The organism is Streptomyces broussonetiae, from assembly GCF_009796285.1.
Classification (GTDB): domain Bacteria; phylum Actinomycetota; class Actinomycetes; order Streptomycetales; family Streptomycetaceae; genus Streptomyces; species Streptomyces broussonetiae.
In genome coordinates this window covers 9,181,097-9,198,875 of the sequence record NZ_CP047020.1, presented here as the reverse complement: position 1 = coordinate 9,198,875, position 17,779 = coordinate 9,181,097, and the positions used below count along the sequence as shown (strand labels likewise).

18 protein-coding genes and 2 pseudogenes are annotated in these 17,779 nt (G+C 71.2%); 7 read left to right on the top strand and 13 right to left on the bottom strand.

The annotated features are described in order from the left end of the window. Window positions 1-188: 188 nt before the first annotated feature. Both pstS and GQF42_RS41905 read left to right on the top strand, forming a co-directional pair. Window positions 189-1,331, top strand: a complete 1,143-nt coding sequence (pstS, locus tag GQF42_RS41910) for a phosphate ABC transporter substrate-binding protein PstS (protein WP_233273672.1) — start codon at window positions 189-191, stop codon at window positions 1,329-1,331. A 389-nt stretch (window positions 1,332-1,720) separates the two neighbouring features. Next, window positions 1,721-1,864: a hypothetical protein gene (locus tag GQF42_RS41905; RefSeq protein ID WP_158928831.1), complete on the top strand. Its 144-nt coding sequence runs from the start codon at window positions 1,721-1,723 to the stop codon at window positions 1,862-1,864. Between the two features lie 248 nt (window positions 1,865-2,112). Here GQF42_RS41905 and GQF42_RS41900 read toward each other — a convergent pair whose 3' ends face one another. The 4 genes and pseudogenes from GQF42_RS41900 to GQF42_RS46520 form a co-directional block, all read right to left on the bottom strand. Beyond that, a complete protein-coding gene (locus GQF42_RS41900; RefSeq protein WP_158928830.1) occupies window positions 2,113-2,535 on the bottom strand; it encodes an SRPBCC family protein in 423 nt (140 codons plus the stop codon). Window positions 2,536-2,585: 50 nt separating this feature from the next. Continuing rightward, window positions 2,586-3,599: an aldo/keto reductase gene (locus GQF42_RS41895; RefSeq protein ID WP_158928828.1), complete on the bottom strand. Its 1,014-nt coding sequence runs from the start codon at window positions 3,597-3,599 to the stop codon at window positions 2,586-2,588. A 194-nt stretch (window positions 3,600-3,793) separates the two neighbouring features. Next, window positions 3,794-4,588 carry an SDR family NAD(P)-dependent oxidoreductase gene (locus tag GQF42_RS41890; protein WP_158928826.1) on the bottom strand — a complete coding sequence of 265 codons (795 nt, stop codon included), beginning with the start codon at window positions 4,586-4,588 and terminating at the stop codon, window positions 3,794-3,796. 117 nt (window positions 4,589-4,705) lie between these two features. After that, a pseudogene (locus GQF42_RS46520) lies at window positions 4,706-5,031 on the bottom strand (aldo/keto reductase); the annotation flags it as partial. Between the two features lie 15 nt (window positions 5,032-5,046). On the opposite strand from GQF42_RS46520, the pseudogene GQF42_RS41885 reads away from it, so the two are divergent. Then, window positions 5,047-5,310 (top strand): annotated as a pseudogene (locus GQF42_RS41885) (MarR family transcriptional regulator); the annotation flags it as partial. Between the two features lie 430 nt (window positions 5,311-5,740). Here GQF42_RS41885 and GQF42_RS41875 read toward each other — a convergent pair. Beyond that, on the bottom strand, window positions 5,741-5,935 hold the full coding sequence (locus GQF42_RS41875) for a hypothetical protein (RefSeq protein ID WP_158928822.1): 195 nt from the start codon (window positions 5,933-5,935) through the stop codon (window positions 5,741-5,743). A gap of 240 nt (window positions 5,936-6,175) precedes the next feature. On the opposite strand from GQF42_RS41875, the gene GQF42_RS41870 reads away from it, so the two are divergent. Then, window positions 6,176-7,234 carry an alpha/beta fold hydrolase gene (locus tag GQF42_RS41870; RefSeq protein WP_158928820.1) on the top strand — a complete coding sequence of 353 codons (1,059 nt, stop codon included), beginning with the start codon at window positions 6,176-6,178 and terminating at the stop codon, window positions 7,232-7,234. Between the two features lie 153 nt (window positions 7,235-7,387). On the opposite strand, the gene GQF42_RS41865 is transcribed toward GQF42_RS41870, so the two are convergent. The 3 genes from GQF42_RS41865 to lgt all read right to left on the bottom strand — a co-directional run bounded on the left by GQF42_RS41865 (window position 7,388) and on the right by lgt (window position 9,429). Then, window positions 7,388-7,867 (bottom strand): hypothetical protein, encoded by a 480-nt coding sequence (locus GQF42_RS41865; RefSeq protein WP_158928818.1) that lies wholly within the window; start codon window positions 7,865-7,867, stop codon window positions 7,388-7,390. Between the two features lie 17 nt (window positions 7,868-7,884). Continuing rightward, entirely contained in the window at window positions 7,885-8,433 is a 549-nt protein-coding gene (locus GQF42_RS41860) for a CGNR zinc finger domain-containing protein (RefSeq protein WP_158928816.1), read from the bottom strand. A gap of 105 nt (window positions 8,434-8,538) precedes the next feature. Beyond that, window positions 8,539-9,429, bottom strand: a complete 891-nt coding sequence (gene lgt, locus GQF42_RS41855) for a prolipoprotein diacylglyceryl transferase (protein ID WP_199272982.1) — start codon at window positions 9,427-9,429, stop codon at window positions 8,539-8,541. Window positions 9,430-9,603: 174 nt separating this feature from the next. On the opposite strand from lgt, the gene GQF42_RS41850 reads away from it, so the two are divergent. Next, a complete protein-coding gene (locus GQF42_RS41850) occupies window positions 9,604-10,119 on the top strand; it encodes a MarR family winged helix-turn-helix transcriptional regulator (RefSeq protein ID WP_158928814.1) in 516 nt (171 codons plus the stop codon). 314 nt (window positions 10,120-10,433) lie between these two features. Then, entirely contained in the window at window positions 10,434-11,834 is a 1,401-nt protein-coding gene (locus tag GQF42_RS41845) for an MFS transporter (RefSeq protein WP_407699541.1), read from the top strand. A 49-nt stretch (window positions 11,835-11,883) separates the two neighbouring features. Here GQF42_RS41845 and GQF42_RS41840 read toward each other — a convergent pair whose 3' ends face one another. From GQF42_RS41840 to GQF42_RS41835, 3 genes are all read right to left on the bottom strand, one after another. After that, window positions 11,884-13,671, bottom strand: coding sequence for a putative hexosyltransferase (locus GQF42_RS41840; protein WP_233273671.1), 1,788 nt, complete (start codon window positions 13,669-13,671; stop codon window positions 11,884-11,886). A gap of 105 nt (window positions 13,672-13,776) precedes the next feature. After that, window positions 13,777-14,424 carry a DUF2201 family putative metallopeptidase gene (locus GQF42_RS46515; RefSeq protein WP_233273670.1) on the bottom strand — a complete coding sequence of 216 codons (648 nt, stop codon included), beginning with the start codon at window positions 14,422-14,424 and terminating at the stop codon, window positions 13,777-13,779. Between the two features lie 72 nt (window positions 14,425-14,496). Further along, entirely contained in the window at window positions 14,497-15,438 is a 942-nt protein-coding gene (locus GQF42_RS41835) for an amidohydrolase family protein (RefSeq protein ID WP_158928810.1), read from the bottom strand. Window positions 15,439-15,495: 57 nt separating this feature from the next. On the opposite strand from GQF42_RS41835, the gene GQF42_RS41830 reads away from it, so the two are divergent. After that, window positions 15,496-15,987 (top strand): MarR family winged helix-turn-helix transcriptional regulator, encoded by a 492-nt coding sequence (locus tag GQF42_RS41830; RefSeq protein WP_158928808.1) that lies wholly within the window; start codon window positions 15,496-15,498, stop codon window positions 15,985-15,987. 78 nt (window positions 15,988-16,065) lie between these two features. Here GQF42_RS41830 and GQF42_RS41825 read toward each other — a convergent pair whose 3' ends face one another. Then, a complete protein-coding gene (locus GQF42_RS41825; protein ID WP_158928806.1) occupies window positions 16,066-16,785 on the bottom strand; it encodes a GntR family transcriptional regulator in 720 nt (239 codons plus the stop codon). 47 nt (window positions 16,786-16,832) lie between these two features. Next, the gene (locus tag GQF42_RS41820; RefSeq protein WP_158928805.1) at window positions 16,833-17,717 is read right to left on the bottom strand and encodes an amidohydrolase family protein; all 885 of its coding nucleotides are present in this window, start codon (window positions 17,715-17,717) and stop codon (window positions 16,833-16,835) included. Window positions 17,718-17,779 lie beyond the last annotated feature (62 nt).

The window sequence follows — 17,779 nt, the reverse complement described above, 5'->3', positions numbered from 1 at the left end:
TCCGTACCCGAGCCCGACGAATGTCACGGATCACATCCGATCGATTACTTATAGTCATCACAGGGGGTGTGAACGGCCCTGTCACCTGCCCCTCAGGCATCGCTCCCCACAGGCCGCAGGACCGCACAGCCCCGCCCCCCCATGTTCCGGACCGCCTACTGCCGGTCCACCGGAAGGAGAGCCGAAGAGTGCTTCAGCCAAAGCGTGGGCTGCGCAGCCCGGCGGTCGGTACGGCGATTGTCTCCAGCGCCCTGCTCCTGACGGCCTGCGGCTCGAGCGGCAGCTCCCGGCCCGCCGGCAGGTCGCCCAGTCCCGCCTCGCCCGCCGCCACCGGTGCCGGCGGCATCACCTGCGGCAATGCGGCCACCGTGCCGGCGTCCGGCTCCACCGCGCAGGAATTCGCGATGAAGTTCTGGATCAAGAACTACATGCGGGCCTGTCCCGGTACCCGGATCACCTACGAAGCCAACGGATCCGGTGCCGGCCAGAGTGATTTCCTCACGGGCAAGACCGCCTTCGCGGGTTCCGACTCCGCACTGAGCACCGCTCAGATCGGCCGGTCCGAGAGCGTCTGCGCAGACGGTGGCCGGGCCATCCACCTGCCGATGGTCGGTGGCCCGATCGCGATCGCCTTCAACCTGCCGGGAGTCAGCAGACTCGTGCTGGACGCCCCCGCGCTGGCCAGGATCTTCGACACGCAGATCACCAAGTGGAACGATCCTGCGATCGCGAAGCTCAACCCCGGTACCACGCTGCCGTCGACGCCGATCCGGGCAACACACCGTTCCGACTCCTCCGGCACGACGGACAACTTCACGTCCTACCTGAGCACGGCCGCACCCGGTACCTGGCCCCACGGGCACAACAAGGTGTGGACGGCCGGGGGAGGCCAGTCCGCCAAGGGCTCCTCGGGCGTCGCCGAACAGGTGAAGAAGACCCCGGGCGCCATCGGCTACGTCGAACTGACCCATGCCCTCGCCCGTAACGTCCCCACGGCCTCGATCGCCACCGGAGCCCCCGCCCCGGTCGACGCCAGCGTCCTCACGGCCTCCAAAGCGATCGCCGGCTCCACCCCCATGAACGCCGACGGCGACCTGGTGCTCAAACTCGACTACGCGACCAGAGCCCCGAGTGCCTACCCGATCGACATGGTCACGTACGAGATCGTCTGCGACAAGGGCAACAAACCGGCGACATGGCCCGCCACCAAGGCATTCCTGACCTACATCGCCGGCATGACAGGCCAGCAGGACCTGAGCTTCGAGGGCTACGCGACCCTCCCGGCCATGATCGTGAACAAGGTGCGCACCAGGATCAACACCCTTGCCTAGCCGCGGCATGAGACGTTGCTCGCGGGAACGGCTCACGTGGCCGGCGCCTGGCGGAGCGCGTCGAGCACCGTGCCGGAAAGGTCCGTTGCCGCCACCTGCGTTCGGGTCGGCCTGTGGCCTTGCGGCGGGCGCGGTGGTCCGGCCGGCGCAGACGTTGGAGCAACCGGCATACCGGAAGGCACTGGATCAGGCCCGGGAACTACGCCTGTGACTCTGCTGTTGATCGCACCGGGCAGGGGGCGACGGACACGGCGGCCCGTGCCGGCAGCCCAGCGCGAGCGATGCCACCACCGTGCGGCTGAATCCGCAGGCTGGGCGGCGTGGCTGGGCGGACGCGGGCCACCGGCACGGAGCAGGGTGGTCGGTGCTGTCGTCGTCGAGGAGGAACCGTGAAGCGTCGAGTCGTCACCGTCCTGGCCGTTGTCGTTGTCGGGCTGATGTCGTTCGCACTGCCGGCCGCGGCCCGGGACGGCCGGGGACGTATCGAGGCCAACGACTGGAACGTCCCACTCACCAACATCGGCCTGCTGTAGTGCCGAGGGCCGCCCCGGGGAACAAGGAGGTCCGTTGGACAGGACGCACCACACGGGGAGGACAGCACGATGGGCGTGCAGCGGAACGACGAGATCGGTGAGGCGTTCGAGGGCTTCAAGTCCCTGCCGCTGGCGCAGTACGCGGAGGTGCCCGGCTTCCTGGCCATGGTGGGAGGCGTGCACCGCAAGTCGGTCCTGATCGTCCGGTATTCCGCCTGCCAGGGTCCGGACCCGTCACCGTCCGCCGGTCATCGTGTCCCGATCGCCGCGGCCAGGGCATCGAGGCCGTCCCGGTATACCCCGGTGAAGAGGCCTTCGGCCTCCTCGTCGCTCACGCCCTCGGGGACGAAGCGCCCGCTCCACTGGACCTCGGCGGCGTCCGGCCTACCGGGCAGGGCGTGGACGCGGAGGGTGGCGAGATAGCCGGTGACCGGGAACGGGGCCTGCAGGAAGGTGTAGCTGTAGGAGCGCGCCTGCAGGTCGTACGCCGTCAGCTGCTCGATGATCACCTCGCCGTCCACGTTGGTCAGGCGGCGGGTGCGGCCTCCCTGTTCGCAGACGCTCTCGGAGATGAAGGGCAGCCAGTCGGGCAGGGAGTGGAAGCCTCCGATCAGGTTCCAGACCTCCTCGGGGCCGGCCTGAACGACGCGGGTCACGGAAGTGGATGCCATTGCGGGTTCCTTCGTTCGCGGGGTTGCGGAATTGCCGGGTGCCGGGCGGGTCAGTCGCCGGCCGGGAGGGGCGCGGCCGGGTCGAGCAGGCCGGCCTCCCGCAGGTCCTGCCAGAAGGCCGCGGGGATCTCCTCGCGCAGGGCACCGAGGTCCTCGGTGATCCGGGAGGGGCGGGAGGCGCCGGGGATCGCCGCCGCGGCGGCCGGGTGGGCGAGGGTGAACTGCAGCGCGGCGGCCTTGATGGACACACCGTGCCGCTCGGTCAGCTCCCGGATGCGCCCGACGGTCTCGAGGATGTGGGCCGGGGCCTGCTGGTACTCGAAGTGGGTGCCGCCGGCCAGGATGCCGGAGCTGTAGGGGCCGCCGACGACCATGTCGACACCCTGTTCCTGCGCCGCGGGCAACAGCCGTTGCAGTGCCTGGCGGTGGTCCAGCAGGGTGTACCGGCCGGCCAGGAGGAATCCGTCGGGGCGGGGCTCGTCCAGGGCGAGGGTCAGCTCGATGGGCTCCACCCGGTTGACGCCCAGGCCCCAGGCCTTGATGACACCCTGGTCGCGCAGATCGTCCAGGACCCGGAAGGCGCCGGTGCGGGCGGTCTCGAACTGGGCGAGCCAGCGGTCGCCGTGGAAGTCCTGGGCGATGTCGTGCACCCAGACGATGTCGAGCCGGTCGGTGTTCAGCCGCTGCAGGCTGTCCTCGATGGAACGCTTGGTGGCGTCGGCGCCGTAGTCGTCGGTCATCCTGTTGGGGCGACCGTGCTCGAACAGGCCGCCCTTCTCGCCCAGGTCTCGGGCGGTGGGATCCTCCACCTCGTCGTGGATGACACGGCCGACCTTCGTGGACAGGACGAAGGAGTCCCGCGGCCGCCGGGACAGCATCTCGCCGAGCCGGATCTCGGCCAGGCCCGCGCCGTAGAACGGGGCGGTGTCGTAGTAGCGGATGCCCTGGTCCCAGGCGGCCTGCAGGGTGGTCTGCGCCTCGTCCTCGGGGATGGCGCGGAACATGTTGCCCATGGGGGCGGTACCGAAGCCCAGCGAACCGGGCAGCAGGTGGGTCAGGCTCATCAGGAACTGGCTCCCATTCGTGCGTGGTGGCCGCTCGGCGACTCCCCCACGCGCCCTTCGCAGCCTACTTGCACACGACGGTACTTGCATACGCTTACTAATGCAAACGCGGGCTATATGCTTCTGTAGATCAAATTTGTCCGGCCGCAGGCCTTCGGCAGGCAGGCCGGGGGCACGGTGGTCGGGCGGCGGGCTCAGGGCAGGATGGAGTCGACGTAGCCTCCGTCGACGCGTAGGGCACCGCCGGTGGTGGCAGAGGCGTACGGCGAGGCGAGATAGACGACCAGGTTGGCGATCTCCTCGGGCTCGATGAGGCGTTGCAGCAGGGACTGCGGGCGGTACTTGACCATGAACTCGCGCTGCGCCTCGTCCCAGGGCAACTCGTCGCCGACCAACTCGCGGACGAATCCCTCGACGCCACCGGTGTGGGTCGGTCCGGCGATGACGGAGTTGACGGTGACGCCGGTGCCTGCGGCGTCCTTGGCGAACCCGCGGCTGACGGCGAGCAGCGAGGTCTTCGTCATGCCGTAGTGGATCATTTCGGCGGGGATGGCCACGGCCGAGTCGCTGGCGAGGTTGAGGACACGTCCCCAGCCCCGTTCCTTCATGCCGGGCAGGTAGGAGCGGATGAGCCGCACGGCGGAGAGGACGTTCACCTCGAAGTAGCGGCGCCACTCGGCGTCGTCGATCTCCAGCGCAGGCGCGGCACCGAAGATGCCGAGGTTGTTGACGAGGATGTCGGCCGCGGGTACGGCCCGCAGTACGGCGGCGGCGCCCTGCTCCGTCGCCAGGTCGCCCGTGGCGCCGATGACGTCGTCACTGCCGGAGTCGGCGCACACGGCGCGGACGGCGTCCGCGACGCGCTGCTCGCCGCGGCCGTTGACGACGACGCGGGCTCCCGCGCGGGCAAGGCCGGTGGCGATGGCCCGGCCGATGCCCTGGGTGGAGCCGGTGACGAGAGCGGTCCGGCCGGAGAGATCGATCTGCATGGTGCGTTGTCCCCTCGTCGAGGCTGTGCGGCTGCGGAGGCGGTGCCCGGCCCCCCGGGTGCGCGCGTTCTCCCTGCACGGGACGGGCAGCACACCCGGGGTGTTCGGGGTCGGTCGGTTGAGGGTGTCGGGGTCGGGGCCGGTGCGCAGAGCCCGTCAGGGCCTGCAAGGGCGGCCGAGCCGGCGTCGGCGGGCTGGAAGCCGAAGACGTCGAGACCCTGCCGGATGCGGTCGGGGGTGACGGACTCGAGGATCACGATGTTGCCGCTCTGCAGGTGCCGGCGCAGCACGACCTGCGCCGGGGTTACGCCGTACGCCTCGGCGATTCGCACGATCGCCTCGCCCTTGAGGACGGCGCCCCGAGCCAGAGGGCTCCAGGGCTCGGCGGCGATCCCGCACCTGACACGGAAGGCCGGCAGCGCGGCCTGCTGGAGACCGGGATGCGGCGGCGGCCTCCTCTGCAGATGCGGCAGGTGGCCGAGTCCGTCGTCCTCAGCCAGAGCGCCACCACGCGGCTGGTGTCCCGACTGGAGGACCGCAGGCTGCTGTCGCGCTACCTGCGCCCGACCGGCCGCCGGGGCATCTGCACCAATGTCACCGACGCCGGCCTGCGCCTGCTGGAGCAGGCCCGTCCCACCCACAACACCGCCCTGCGCGAGGCCCTGGACCAGGCAGCCACCGAACCCGTGCTCGCACCCCTGGTCCAGGCCGTCCAGCACCTGTACGGCGATACCCAGCCGGTGCGACCCGCCCGCCGTACACGGTTTCCGCACCCGCTGCCCCGATCGGACCGCGGAACGATCTCCCTTCCGAGGATCCTCCCGGTGGGCCCCTTGGGCAGTGCGCCCGTGGTCCACGACTGCCCCTGGGCGCCGCGTTGCGGCACGACGGCCGCACCTGTGAGCACGAATGCCGCACCGCCCTGTGGCCGGCCGCGCTGCGGGTGCCCGCCGGGGCGCCGGGCACCGGGTCGCACCGGACCGGGGGCCGCCCGACAATGAGACAGTGGGTTACGGCTACTGGGCCGGCCGGGTGCAGAACCAGCTCTCCCGGCGGGTGTGCAACGGCGCTCGCCGCCTGCCACTGGTGCTGCCACTGCTCGACGAACCGACCAAGCGCCCGTCTCCGCGTCCGTGCGACGAGTCATGAGATCTACAGCCCCAGGTCCAGGGCCAGGCACGAGTAGTAGTTCCACGAACCCTCGGGGTTGTAAGAGGCCGTCACCCCGCCGCTCCGGTCGGCTTCCACCTCTTCGGTCATGTCCTCGAAGCGGATGCGCTCGGGAAGTCTGCCGTACCGCGCGTGCCGTGCCGCCGCGCCGAGGTCCGTCAACGGTTCCTTGTCCATGGCCGAACTCCACTTCTTCATCGGTCGTCGCTCCGGAGGATCGACGGCCCACGGAACACACACCAGTAACCACTCTGACGGGTGACGCATGCGATCGCAAGCCCCAGTCACCATTTGAACTGGTCACGGAATTCGCTACGTCACCCTTTTGACTGGTGACGAACCCTGTGTCAGAGTCACCCCTGCGCTTGAACTCGCCGCGACCGTGCGGCACTTGTCCCCACACATGGGAGGCTTCACATGATCAACAGGCGTACCTTCGGCAAGGCGATGGGGCTGGGCACGGGAGCAGCCGCCGCCTCGTTGGCCGGTCTGCAGGACGTTTCGAGCGCCGCCCCGACCGCCCCGGCCTCCGCGGCCGCGCCGGGCACTCCGGGCACTCCGGGGAGGCACACCTCCTTCCCCTCCCTGAAGCAGGTCAAGGCCGGTCTGCTCAACGTCGGCTATGCCGAGCTGGGCCCCGCTCACGGCCCGGTGGTCATCTGCCTGCACGGCTGGCCGTACGACATCCACAGCTACGTCGACGTCGCTCCCCTGCTGGCGGCCCGGGGCTACCGCGTGATCGTCCCCTATCTGCGCGGTCACGGCACGACGCGGTTCCTGTCCTCCCGCACCTTCCGCAACGGCCAGCAGTCGGTGATCGCCCTGGACATCATCGCGCTGATGGACGCCCTCGAGATCCACAACGCGGTGATCGCCGGCTTCGACTGGGGCTCACGGACCGGCGACATCCTCGCGGTCCTGTGGCCGGAGCGCGTCAAGGCTCTGGTCTCGGTGAGCGGCTACCTCATCACGGACCGCAAGGCCCAGCTCGAACCGCTCCCGGCGGCCGCGGAACACACCTGGTGGTACCAGTTCTACTTCGCCACCGAACGCGGCAGGAAGGCCATGGAGGACCAGGACCACCGCCTCCAGCTGACCCGGCTCGTCTGGGAACTCGTCTCCCCGACCTGGAAGTTCGACGACGCCACCTTCGCGCGCACCGCGGCCGCCTTCGAGAACCCCGACTACGCCGCGATCGTCATCCACAACTACCGCTGGCGGCTCAGCGTGGCCGACGGCGAACGCCGTTACGACCGCTACGAGGAGAAGCTGGCCATGACACCCTCCATCGCGGTGCCGACCATCACCGTCGACCCCGAGAAGGACCCCTTCACCCTGCCCGGCAACGGCTCGACGTACCGCGCCAGGTTCACCGGCAAGTACGAGCACCGGACGCTGACCGGCGTCGGCCACAACGTACCGCAGGAGGCACCGGTGGCGTTCGCGCAGGCCGTCGTCGACGCGGACCGCCTCTGACGAAGCCGGCTTCGACTTCACCCGCCGACACCTGGGTGCCGTGCCGGAGGCACGCTCGGCAGGCATCCGCCGGCGCACGGGTATCGGGCACTTCATGGTCCACTCGATGTACGACGTCGACACCGCCGGCGGAGGCCCGGCAGCCCGTAGAGGTCAGCGTGTCGGATGCTCCGCGACGGTGTACGACACCGAACGCGCCCGCTCGTGGCGCCGGATCCGCCCCTTCGCGACGAGTGATGCGAGAGCGTTGCGGACGACCTGCGGGGTGGGTGAACGGTCCGGGTGCCGTGCCATCAGCTCGTCCCGCAGGTCCTTCGCCGACCTCGGTGCGTCGTGGGCGCCGAGCAACTCGATCAGGACATCCCGGAGCAACGGCTGCACCGGCTTTCCCGTCGCGGCGGCCTTCTCCCGGGAGGTGACGGCTTCACGCTCGGGCCGCTCGCGCAGGGCAGGAGCGTTCGTCTCCTCATACCGTTCGGCGAGCGCCAGGATGTCCGTCAGCAGGGCTTCCTCCTGCTTCAACATCCTGAGCCGCTCGGCCAGTTCCCGTTGCCGGTGACGGTTCTCCTCGAGATCCCCCGCGGCTTGTTCGACATACCGCGCCCGGAGCGAGGCGGCTGACCGGCTGTTCACGACCGTTCTCTTCCTGGTCAGCTCTGGGCGCTGTGCCGGCGTGCCCGGTAGGCGGCGGCCTTGACCCTGTTGCCGCACGTTCGCATGGCGCACCACTCGCGTCGGTGACCTCGGGAGCGATCGAGGTAGACCTGCGTGCACTCGGGACGGGCGCACTCGCGCAACAGCGCCGCCTCGTCTCCGCCGATGATCTCGACCGCCTCGCGGGCGAGGGCGGCGAGTCCCTGGACGGCCGTGCCGGTGCGCGTCGCACCGCCGGGACCGAGCCGCACGGTCACGGGGAGCCCCGCCGCATGCAGGTTGACCTCGGCGACCGCCTCGGCGGACAGCGGCCGACGCTCGATCCGGGCCACGACCAGGCAGTGGATCGCCTCACGCAGATCCAGGGCGATGGCGAGGTCGGCCTCGCTCGCCCCGGGCGCCAGATCGAGCATGCCGGACTCCAGGAACCAGTCGTCGAGCAGCTCGGGGGAGGCCAGCTTCTCGATCGGCTCGGCATTGCGTCGCGCGCGCAGCGTTCCTACAAAGTCCAGAGGAAGCGTTCCGCAGGGAAATGCATGGTTCACGTAACCATCCTGGCCAGTGACGCTTGGATGTGCAACACCCTGCCCATGACCGGCCATTCGGCAGGACGTCCGCCCGACCGGCCAGGGCGGTGGCAGGAGCAGCTGTCACACCTGCTTCGGGTCACGGGCGCGGGCCGCGACCGGCTTCGGGGACTCCTGCCCGCCCTCGGTCTGCGGGCCGGACGCGTCGTCGCCCGGACGTGGACGGCGGCTGACGATCAGGTACACGAGGGCGCCCGTGAACAGCAGGAGGGAGACGTAGTCGTTCAGGCGCAGGCCGAGGAAGTGGTTGGCGTGGTCGATGCGCAGGGCTTCGATCCAGGCCCGGCCGGTGGTGTAGGCGAGCACGTAGCAGGCGAACAGCCGTCCCCGGCGCAGCCGTTGGTGGTGCCGGCTGTCCAGCCACAACAGCAGCGCCATGACACCGACGTCCCACAGCGACTCGTACAGGAACGTCGGGTGGTACAGCGCGATGTCCGGGCTGTCCACGGGCCGGTGCGCCGGGTCGATGTACAGCGCCCACGGCAGATGGGTGGGGCGGCCGTACAGCTCCTGGTTGAAGTAGTTGCCCCAGCGGCCGATCGCCTGCGCCAGCACCAGCCCCGGCGCGACCGCGTCGGCGAAGTCGGCCAGCCCGATGCCGCGGCGGCGGCAGCCCAGCCAGGCGCCGACCGCGCCGAGTGCCACCGCACCCGGGATGCCCAGGCCGCCGTCCCAGATGTAGAGGGCGTGAAGGGGCTGCTTGCCCGCGGCGAAGTACAGCTCGGGGTCGGTGACCACGTGGTACAGACGGCCGCCGAGAAGGCCGAACGGCACGGCCCAGATGGCGATGTCTGCGATGTCCTCGCGGCGGCCGCCCCTGGCCTCCCAGCGGCGGCCGGTCAGCCAGACGGCGGTGAAAATGCCTGTCAGGATGCACAGTGCGTACGCGCGGATCGGCAACGGTCCAAGGTGCCAGACCCCCTGGGAGGGGCTGGGGAGGTACGCCAGGTTCAAGGGCTCGACCGTTTCTCGCACGTACGGAACCCGGCTCGCGGGCCGGACAGGGGTCGACCCGACGATACATCGGACACCGAAGTTTTCGGTAAGCACGGACGGGTCGGGTCGGCAGGCGGTCCGAGCCGTGGACGACCCGGCTGTCGCCGTCCGCGCCGCGGCTACCCTTGGCTCATGTCTGCGCAGTCCCGCACCGAGGTCTCCCTGCCCCGCCCCCTGGGGGCGGAGCAGGACGCCCGCCTGCTCACCGAGGCCGTCACCCGGCTTCGACGCGCGCTGCGCTCCTCGATCCGCACGGACTACGCGTGGGAGACCCTTCCCATGGCCCAGGTCGAACTGCTCCAGGTGCTCGGCGAACACTCCCCTGCCCGGATCAGCGACCTCGCTGCCCGTCGGCGCCTCGCCCAGAGCACGGTCAGTGGGCTGATCGGCCAGATGATCACCGCCGGACTGGTCACGCGCGACGTCGACACCGCCGACCGCCGGGCCTCCGTGGTCGCCCTCACCGACGCCGGCCGCGAGAAGCTCGCCGCCTGGACCGCCGCCCACGAACGCCGCATCGACGCAGCACTCGCCTCGCTCGACGACGGCGCCCGCGCGGCCATCAAGGACGCGCTGCCCGCCCTCTTCCAACTGGCCGAGAACCTGGGCGAGCCTGACGAACCCGACGAAGGCGCCACACCGCGCTGACCTCGCCGGGCGTATGACGCCCGCCGGCCGAACCGGCTCTCAACCGCCCCCACCGCGGGCATGCACCGCAGGACCGCCGGTCATCCGCGCCCCCTTGCGTGTGCCACGACCGCCGACGCCGCGCGCCCCCGATCGTCTCCTTCCAGGGGTGTTCCCTGTTCCCCGGGCCGCCATACATCGGCTACAAAATAGATTGGTAGCCGATGTAATATCGAGGGGCAAGGGCCCCTCTGGAACCTAAGGACGATGACGTCGTGGATGGTGGCGAGACGGACGCGGGCCCTATACGCACCCGGCCCTGGCCGACGCTCCTCGTGCGGGAGCGCCCCCGGCCGCACGCGATACGCAGCCGACCCGGAGCATGGTGGCTGGCAGTGGCGACCGTGTGTTTCGGCGCGTTCATGGGTCAGCTCGACGCCAGCATCGTGACGCTCACCTACGGCAGCCTGCGCAGCGAGTTCGCAACGTCGCTGGCGGCCGTCGAGTGGGTGTCGCTGGCGTATCTGCTCACGCTCGTCGCCCTGCTGATACCGGTGGGGCGCCTGTCCGACGCGTACGGCCGCAAGCTGTTCTACCTCTACGGATTCGTCGTCTTCACCGGCGCGTCCGCGGCCTGCGGCCTGGCCCCGTCCCTGGTCGCACTCGTGGTCTTCCGGGTGGTGCAGGCGGTGGGCGCGGCGATGATGCAGGCCAACAGCGTCGCCCTGGTGACGACGAGCGCTCCCCGGGAACGGATGAGGACAGCGCTGGGGGTGCAGGCCGCGGCGCAGGCCCTGGGGCTGGCACTGGGGCCGACCGTGGGCGGGGCACTGGTGTCGGCCCTCGGCTGGCGCTGGGTGTTCGGCATCAATGTCCCGGTGGGGGTCGTCGCGCTGGTCGCCGGACACTATCTGCTCCCCCGCACCCGCAGCCGGAACCGGGTGGCCTCCTTCGACTGGCCCGGTCTGGTGCTGCTGGCCGTGGCGACCACGAGCCTGCTGCTGGGCGTCTCGGCGGCCTCCGGGCTCCCGGTGCCGCCCTGGGCGGTCACCGCCCTCTTCGCCCTAGCCGGGACGGCGGGCTGGGCCTTCGTCCGCCGCCAGCGCCGTACCCCCGTTCCCCTGCTCGACCTGGCACTGTTGCGCGTGCGGGCGGTCTCGTCGGGGCTGGCGGCGGCGCTGTGCGGGTATCTGGTGCTGTTCGGCCCGCTGGTGCTGGTGCCACAGATCGTGGTGCGGGCCGGTGGTTCGGAGTTGCTGGCCGGTGCGGTGCTGACGGCACTGCCGGCCGGGTTCGCGCTGGCGGCCGCCGGCGCGGACCGCGTCCTGCCCCGCGCCGTGAGCGACCGGGCACGTTGCCTGCTGGGGGTGGCCGTCTGCACGGGCGCACTCGCAGCGATGCCGCTACTTCCCGTCACACCGTCCTGGCTGGCGGTGCAACTGGCTGTCCTCGGACTCGGGCTGGGGCTGTTCACCCCGGCCAACAACACGCTGGTCATGGGCGCGATTCCGGCGAACTGCTCGGGCACCGGCGGCGGCCTGGTGAACATGGCCCGCGGCCTGGGCACCGCCCTCGGCGTCGCCCTCATAACGCTCGCGCTCCACTTGTCCCGGGGCGGCGTACGCCACGGCTGGGTCCACTCCGTCGCCGTCCTGCTCTGCGCGGCGCTCGTAGCGGCCGTGGCCTCGTCGCTCTCCGCGGCAGACCGGCGCCGCGCACCGGTCGGTTCACCGTGACAACGGCCGACTGCCGTATCTCGCTGTGCGCGAAGGCGGCGTCCCTCCCCTACCACGTCCAGCCGTGACCACCGCTGTTGTGGAACAGGGCCAGCACGGCGAACGTCACGACGAGGTAGCCGGTGAGCCGGCGCTCACGGAACAAGGCCGCCAGTGCGAAGGCGAGTGCCGTGTACCAGGGCATCGACCACGGGGCCGCGAGGATCCAGGCGAAGGCGAGGACGAAGGGTACGGCGACGGCAGCGGGCACGTCCGCCGGGACACGCCTGTACAGCGTCCAGGCCAGCGTGAGCATGAGCACCGGCCACAGGAGGCCGATGGCGGTCTCCGTCCCTCGATGTCCGAGCAGTGCGACGCCGACGTCGTCGAAGGCCGCCCACAGCGACGGGGTGGAGACCAGGTGAGAGGCGGCGGACAGCGGGGCGAGGGCGTGCAGCCCATAAGCGCAGTACAGGACGGCCAGGGTCAGCACCGCCGAGCAGGTCAGCCTCGCCGTCCGCCACCAGGCGCCCGCGCGCACCAGCGGCCAGGCCAGTCCCGCACCGAGCAGCGCAGCGCTGATCTTGACGCCGCAGGCCAGGCCGACCAGCACTCCGACGAGCAGGTCGTGGTGCCACCGGGTGGCCCGGCGAGCGACCTGAATCGCGCAGACGGCCAGGCAGGCGACAAGGGTGTCCAGATGCCCGCCCGCGACCAGTACGCCGATCAGCAGCGGGTTGGCCGTCCACAGCAGGCCGGCCCGGACCGGGTCGTCGGCGGTGCGCAGCAGCAACCAGCCGGTGCCCAGGAACACCGCCCCGTTCGCCAGCATCAGCGCCCAGATCGTCAGCCACGGCCGATCGTCTCCGAGCAACGCGGCAGCCGCCTGCCACCAGGTCGCGACCGGCCCGTAGACGGACGGGGTGCGCTGCCAGGCATCGCTCACCAGATGGGCGTAGGCGCCGCCCAGTTGGGCCGGGATCGTCACGTACGGATCGCCGCCGAGTGCGGCGATCCTGCCGTACGCGGCGTAACTGGCCGTGTCGGAGGAGCCGACCGGGGTGAGGTCGGCGACGAGGAGCACGGCGAGCGCACCCGTTGCGAACAGAAGCCGCGGGTTGGGGCGCCAGCCCCGCGCATGGGCGCTGATCATGCCCAGTGCACCGAGACACGACAGCACTATGGCCGCAGAGGTGACCACCTCGGAGACGGTGCCCGACATGACCGGCAGCCGAAGCCACGGGATCGGCGCCCTGAGGGTGTTGTGGTTGGGCGCGCTCGCGCCGACCAGCCCGAACAGGGCGATGCCGACGGCGGAGAGCCACACGGCCGCGCGTGGCCGAGGCCGCACCCCGGCGGTCAGTACCGACGAAAGGGTCGTCCGGTTCCCGTAGGCGGAACACCGGACCCACTCACTGTTGCTGGTCGTCAAGATCGCTCTCTGGCTCGTCGGCACGTCGGCTCGCAGCGAGGAGGACCGTGACGATCTTGCCGCGAACTCGTAGCCCTCACCGCTGCCGGGCACAACGGCCGCCGCCGCCACGTCGTCACGGTAGGCGACGAACCAACACCCTCGTCGCTGTCCCCCCTCACTTTCCGGATACCGGGATATCACGGTGCAGGTGGGCATGCGCACCGCCTCCACCCAGCTCCGGGGCCGTGGTGCGGCGGTGCCGATCAGAGCCGCGATGATACGGCAGGATGGGTTCTCGTCGGGCCAGGGGGTGAGTCCGTCGGTGCGTACGACGACGGTGCCCGGGCGGTCCGGCGTCGCGAGCGCCGCTTGGGTACCGGCACGCATGTCCGGGCCGCCACTGCCGCCCAGGGCGAGCTGCCCGGTGGCCGCCACCCGGGACACGGCCGCACGTCCGTGTCGCCGTCGCGCACGGTCACCCGACTGCCCCGTACCCCCACCTCGCGCAGCACCCCCGCCACCTCGGCGAGGGCGGCCGCCAGTTCTGCGTCACCCATCGAACCCGACGGCGTCGATGACGACGGCCGCCCTCGGCAGCGGACGGCGCGGGCCCGGCGGGACGGCGCCGCCCGGCGCCGAGGTGCGGCGCGGGGGACGGCGATGGGTGTGGTCGACGGCTCCGCCGACCCGTCCGGCGGCTTCCCGGACCGCGCCGGACGGCGCCCGCCGCCAGTCCACGGTGGGTTGCAGGATCTCCGCGGCCCAGCGCCACCGGCCCGTGGGCAGAGAGCCACGGGTGCACCGATGGGCGTCCATCGCCTCGGCGGTCCGCCGGCGCAGGGCCTGCGCCTCGACCTCACCGAGCCGTGCGGGGCCGGCGCAGTCGGGCAGTTCCCAGGGCCCGACCCGGCCGTGGGCACCCGGTCCGCAGTCCGGCGCCCGCGCATCCGGCGGCAGCCGGTCGAGGGACATCTCGAACAACCGGCCAGCGGGGAGGCCGAAGAGGCGGGGTTGCATACACCCGTCGGGCATGCGCAGGCCGTCGGCAGGCAGGTCGTCGTTGATCTCGCAGTCCTGCGCGACGTTGACGCGGTGCCGGGCGCGCTGGACGGCGGCGGGGAGCCCGGCCGCCCGGCCGTGGTGGTCGCGCAGCAGGTGCGCCACCTCGTGCCCCGGGACACCCGCGAGTTCGGGCACCGGCGTCGCGGGACGAACGCAGCGGTGGTGTCAGCGCCCGCGCCCTCGGTGTGCTCCGCGAGGTCCGCGCGGTCAGGCGCCTGCGAGACGGGGGAAGAGAACCTCGGCGCTGCCGCGGTTGACCGCGTCGAGCTGCCCGGGCTCGAAGCCCTCGTACCCGTCCAGCATGGAATCGAACCGAGTGCCCAACTCCTCCCGGGCGAAGGGGAAGTCGCTGCCGTACAGGACGTGGCCGGGGGCGGCGAAGGCGAGGAGGGAGGGCAGCGCGGACGGGGTCGCGGACAGCGCGGTGTCGAAGTAGAACCCCTGCAAGTCACTCAGGATGCCCTGCGAGGTGGTGCCCGGGTTGAACTGGGCACCGGCGGTGAACCGCCAGGCCGCATACGGCAGGAAGCCGCCCGCGTGGGAGAGGATCACCTTCATCCGGGTGTGCCGGCTCATCACGCCGTTGAGTGTCATGTGCACCGCGGTGCGTGTGGTGTCGAAGGGGAAGTCCACCAGCGCGCCGGGCATGCCGTCCAGCCTGGGCATCGGCGGCGCGTCGGGGTGGATGAAGACCACCGCGCCACGGGCGTCCAGCTCGGCCCACAGCGCCCCGTACTCCTTGTCACCGAGGTAGCGGCCCCGGGCGTTGGACATCAGCACCACCCCGTCGGCGTGCAGTTCGTCCAGCGCGTGGGCGGCCTCGGCGAGCGCGCCGTCGACGTCCGGCAGCGGAAGGGAGGCGAAGAACCCGAAGCGGTCGGGCCGGTCCTTGGCCAGCTCGGCCGCGTACTCGTTGACAGTGCGGGCGACGGCGCGGGCTTCGGTGTCGTCGCCGAAGTGGGTGCCCGGCGAGCTGATCGACAGGATGCCCGTCGCGATCGACCGGCGGTCCATCATCGCGATCGCGCTGGGCGCGTCCCAGGCGGGAGTGGGCCAGCCGGCAGCCGTGACGCCGTGCCGGTCCATCACGTCGCGGTAGGCCGGCGGAATGAGGTGCTGGTGAACGTCGATGCGGCGGGGAGAGGGCATGTCCTCTCGCCTCCTAATATTTAGGCCGCTAACCATTGCTCTGGTAAGTTACCACCCATGGGTGACAGCGGCAACGGTGACATGACGACGACGGACGGCGACGTGGGCGCAGAGGACATCGCGCAGGCGGCCGACGCGCTTTTCGTCGCCATGCGCCGGGCGCGTTCGGCCGGCGCCGAGCACATCGGCGGGCTCTCCCTCGCCCAGGTCTCACTCCTGGAGCCCCTGGCCGCGGAGACGGACATCCCGGTGGGCCGACTGGCGAGCAGTGCGGATGTCAGCGTCCCCACCGCCACGCGCATGCTGCAACAGCTGGAGGCGAAGGGCATCGTGGTGCGTCGCCGGTCCCCCGAGGACGAGCGACGCGTCCTGGTGAGCCTCACCGACGAGGGCTCCGAGCGGCTCACCCTGCTCCGGTCCCGGCTGCGGGAGCGCCAGGCCCGCGCCTGCGAGGCGTTCACGCCGACCGAGCGCGTCCTGCTCGTCACCTTCCTGCGCCGCCTCACCGGACTCGTCGCCGAGTCCGGCAGCGGTTCCGCATCCGCCTGATGCAGGCGGATGCGGCCTCCTCGCCCCGGGCGGTGGGCGTGCGGATCCGCCGTCCCGTCGGCGCGACCGCAGGGACGATCAGGGCTTGGGGTCCTGGCTGAGCTGTCGCCGCAGGCTGCGGGTCAGATGCTCCGCCATCGCCTCCGCGGCACGGTCGGGTTTGCGGCGCAGTATCGCGCGTACGACACGTTCGTGTTCCGCGAGCGTCGGGTCGTCGGCGCTCCTGCCGCTCGTGAGCCGGAAGACGTGCAGATGGGAGTGGAGCCGCTCCACCGCGTCGGCGAGCAGCCGACGTTGCGAGGCCGTCGCGATCGTGTCGTGGAAGCGCTGGTCGAGCGCGGCGAAGTCGCGGTAGTCCGCGTACCGTCCCGTCGGCCCCGGATGGGTCCGCATCTCTTCCACGAGCCGCTCGAGTGTGTCGAGTTGCTCCTCGGTGGAGTTGACGGCGGCGAGCGCCGCCGCCCTCGGTTCCAGCAGCAGCCGCATTTCGAACAGCTCTTCAAGGCCCTCGCGCGTGAGCAGCTCGGTCGCCCGGTATCCGGAGAGCGACCGTTTCACCACGAGTCCGTCGGACTCGAGCCTCGCCAGGGCCTCACGGACGGGTGTGGGCGAGACACCCAGTGCGCGCGACAGCGCCTCCATCCCCACGCGTGCGCCTGGGGCGATCTCATGGTCCATGACCATGGCCTTGATCTGCTCGTAGACGCTGTCCGAAAGGACCTGGCGACCAGGACCGGTGGACTGGCTCCGTCCTTCGGACTCCGGCGCCCCGACAGGGGAACTGTCATGCGGTGGCATCCGTTCTCCTGCTCCTGCGGCTCCGGCGGTCACGGGACGGGGGCAGTCTACCGACGGGGGTGGGAGTGCCGGGCGGGCATCCGCAGCCGGTAGGCGTGCACGGCTGTGCCCCCGAACAGGGCACTGCGTTCGTCCGTGCCGAGCCCGGCCGTCAGGGCGCGGGCCGCGTCGAGCACCTCCGCGTAGTCGGCGGCCAGTGTGCACACAGGCCAGTCGGAGCCGTACATGACCCGCTCCGGTCCGAAGGCGTCGAGGACGGTGTCGGCGAAGGGGCGCAGGTCGTCGACCGTCCAACTGCTCCGGTCGGCCTCCGTGACGAGGCCGGACAGCTTGCAGAAGGTGTTGGGTTCGGCTGCCAGTGCCCGCAGTTCGCACGCCCACGGTTCGAGCGCGCCGTCAGCAACGGCGGGTTTGCCGATGTGGTCCAGGACCATTCCGAGACCCGGCAGGCGGCGGGCCGCGGCGGTGGCCGCTGGCAGCTGGTGCGGCAGGACGACGAGGTCGTAGGCCAGGCCGGCGTCTGCCACTGCGGACAGCCCCCGCAGGACGTCCTCCCGCGCCAGCCACCACGGGTCGGGTTCCGACTGCACCTGGTGCCGGATGCCCACCAGCCGTCCGCCACCGGGCAGTTCGCGCAGCCCGGCCAGCGTGTCCGCCACGTCGGGCGCCGTCAGGTCGGTCCATCCGACCACCCCGGCGACCAGTGGGTCACCGGCCGCCTGTGCCAGCATCTCGGGGGTCTCCTGCGGGACCGTCACGGTCTGCACCAGCACGGTCGCGCCGACCGCGGCCCGCTCGGCGAGCGGACGCAGATCCGAGAGCGAGAAGGTCCTGCGCAGGGGCGCGAGTGCGGGACCGGTGATCCAGTCCTGGTCCCGCACGGCCAGGTCCCACACATGGTGGTGGGCATCGACGAGCGGCGTGTCACTCATGCGGTTTCCTTCTCCTTCTCCAGCCGGCTCGATGATTCGACGAGGCGCTTCGCCGCGCCGTC